Source organism: Microcoleus sp. B6-A1 (assembly GCF_036705085.1).
GTDB lineage: Bacteria > Cyanobacteriota > Cyanobacteriia > Cyanobacteriales > Microcoleaceae > Microcoleus.
On sequence record NZ_JAUBTU010000166.1, the window covers coordinates 2,501 to 4,954 of the forward strand.

Sequence of the window (2,454 nt, forward strand, 5' to 3'; positions counted from 1 at the left end):
GCCCCGTGCTACTCGGGATACAGTCACGCTCTTTTCTACTTTCGACTACAGGACTTTCACCTTCTCTGGTGCAGCTTTCAACTGCTTTGTCTAGCTTCAAGATACGTTAATTGACTGTCCCACGACCCCAGAAGTAAAAACCTCTGGTTTAGGCTGTTTCCCGTTCGCTCACCACTACTTGGGAAATCGCTATTGCTTTCTCTTCCTCCAGCTACTAAGATGTTTCAATTCGCTGGGTTCGCTGCTCTCAGTCTATGTATTCAACTGATGCTTACTGGGTTGCCCCATTCGGACATCTCCGGATCAATGCTTGCTTCCAGCTCCCCGGAGCTTATCGTCGGTCGCCACGTCCTTCTTCGCCTCTGTGTGCCTAGGTATCCACCGTTAGCCCTTTGTAACTTGACCACTTGATTTTTTCATGGTGGTCGCTTGTCTGATGCTCCGATTTCTCGGATGATAGACACGCTTTGATGACTTAATTTCTATGCAGTTTTCAAGGTTCTGACTAGAGTTCTAGACTCCAGCATTCCGACTTTCACTCTCGATAGTCTAGGTGCTGATTTCTATTCTTTTGTAGTTGGTTACAGTTAGTGAGAGTGGAGGTAAGCGGACTCGAACCGCTGACTTCCTGCGTGCAAGGCAGGCGCTCTACCAACTGAGCTATACCCCCACACTTGTAAGTTCTGATTTTGATTTTATGAGTCCTGAATTAATCTTTGATTATCCATTTCTCATTACTGACAATTCATCACTTTTTTCCAGGTGGGCCATCCTGGATTTGAACCAGGGACCTCACCCTTATCAGGGGTGCGCTCTAACCAACTGAGCTAATAGCCCGCGAGTTCCGAACCAGTTAATAGTTTGAAAGCTTTGACATCTATTCCTCGAACGACCAGGGATGACTGACAACGACCTATATTTTAGGTTCGGTCTATTATCAGATGGTCTCCCTAAAAGGAGGTGATCCAGCCACACCTTCCGGTACGGCTACCTTGTTACGACTTCACCCCAGTCATCAGCCCTGCCTTCGGCATCCTCCTCCTTTACAGGTTAGAGTAATGACTTCGGGCGTGGCCAACTTCCATGGTGTGACGGGCGGTGTGTACAAGGCCCGGGAACGGATTCACCGCAGTATGCTGACCTGCGATTACTAGCGATTCCGCCTTCATGCAGGCGAGTTGCAGCCTGCAATCTGAACTGAGGCAGGGTTTACGGGATTAGCTCGCCCTCGCGGGTTGGCTGCCCTCTGTCCCTACCATTGTAGTACGTGTGTAGCCCAGGACGTAAGGGGCATGCTGACTTGACGTCATCCCCACCTTCCTCCGGTTTGTCACCGGCAGTCTGTTTAGAGTGCCCAACTTAATGATGGCAACTAAACACGAGGGTTGCGCTCGTTGCGGGACTTAACCCAACATCTCACGACACGAGCTGACGACAGCCATGCACCACCTGTGTTCGCGCTCCCGAAGGCACTCTTCTGTTTCCAAAAGATTCGCGACATGTCAAGTCCTGGTAAGGTTCTTCGCGTTGCATCGAATTAAACCACATACTCCACCGCTTGTGCGGGCCCCCGTCAATTCCTTTGAGTTTCACACTTGCGTGCGTACTCCCCAGGCGGGATACTTAACGCGTTAGCTACGGCACTGTCCGGGTCGATACAGACAACACCTAGTATCCATCGTTTACGGCTAGGACTACTGGGGTATCTAATCCCATTCGCTCCCCTAGCTTTCGTCCCTGAGTGTCAGTTATGGTCCAGCAGAGCGCCTTCGCCACCGATGTTCTTCCTGATCTCTACGCATTTCACCGCTACACCAGGAATTCCCTCTGCCCCTACCATACTCTAGCTGTTCAGTTTCCACTGCCTTTCCGAAGTTAAGCCCCGGTCTTTGACAGCAGACTTGAACTGCCACCTGCGGACGCTTTACGCCCAATCATTCCGGATAACGCTTGCATCCTCCGTCTTACCGCGGCTGCTGGCACGGAGTTAGCCGATGCTGATTCCTCTGGTACCGTCAGGTTGCTTTCACAACTTTCTTCCCAGAGAAAAGGGGTTTACAACCCAAGAGCCTTCTTCCCCCACGCGGTCTTGCTCCGTCAGGCTTTCGCCCATTGCGGAAAATTCCCCACTGCTGCCTCCCGTAGGAGTCTGGGCCGTGTCTCAGTCCCAGTGTGGCTGATCGTCCTCTCAGACCAGCTACCGATCGTCGCCTTGGTGGGCCTTTACCCCCCCAACTAGCTAATCGGACGCGAGCTCATCTTCAGGCTATAAATATTTTCCCTTTCGGTACATCGGGGCTTAGCAGTCGTTTCCAACTGTTGTCTCCGTCCTGAAGGCAGATTCTCACGCGTTACTCACCCGTCCGCCACTAAGTATTTCTACTCCGTTCGACTTGCATGTGTTAAGCAGACCGCCAGCGTTCATCCTGAGCCAGGATCAAACTCTCCGTGTTG

The 2,454-nt window shown here is 51.6% G+C and carries 2 tRNA genes and 2 rRNA genes (1 of these 4 running past the window's edge); all 4 read right to left on the reverse strand.

Annotation, left to right across the window (positions count from 1 at the left end):
• Positions 1-405, reverse strand: a 23S ribosomal RNA gene (locus tag QUB11_RS30720); it reaches 2,499 nt to the left of the window's first position.
• A 192-nt stretch (positions 406-597) separates the two neighbouring features.
• Positions 598-670, reverse strand: a tRNA-Ala gene (locus tag QUB11_RS30725).
• 93 nt (positions 671-763) lie between these two features.
• A tRNA-Ile gene (locus QUB11_RS30730) sits at positions 764-837 on the reverse strand.
• A gap of 116 nt (positions 838-953) precedes the next feature.
• Positions 954-2,453: ribosomal RNA gene (locus tag QUB11_RS30735) — 16S ribosomal RNA — on the reverse strand.
• Together the 16S and 23S rRNA genes with 2 tRNA genes alongside form the textbook arrangement of a ribosomal RNA operon.
• Between the last annotated feature and the right edge of the window lies 1 nt (position 2,454).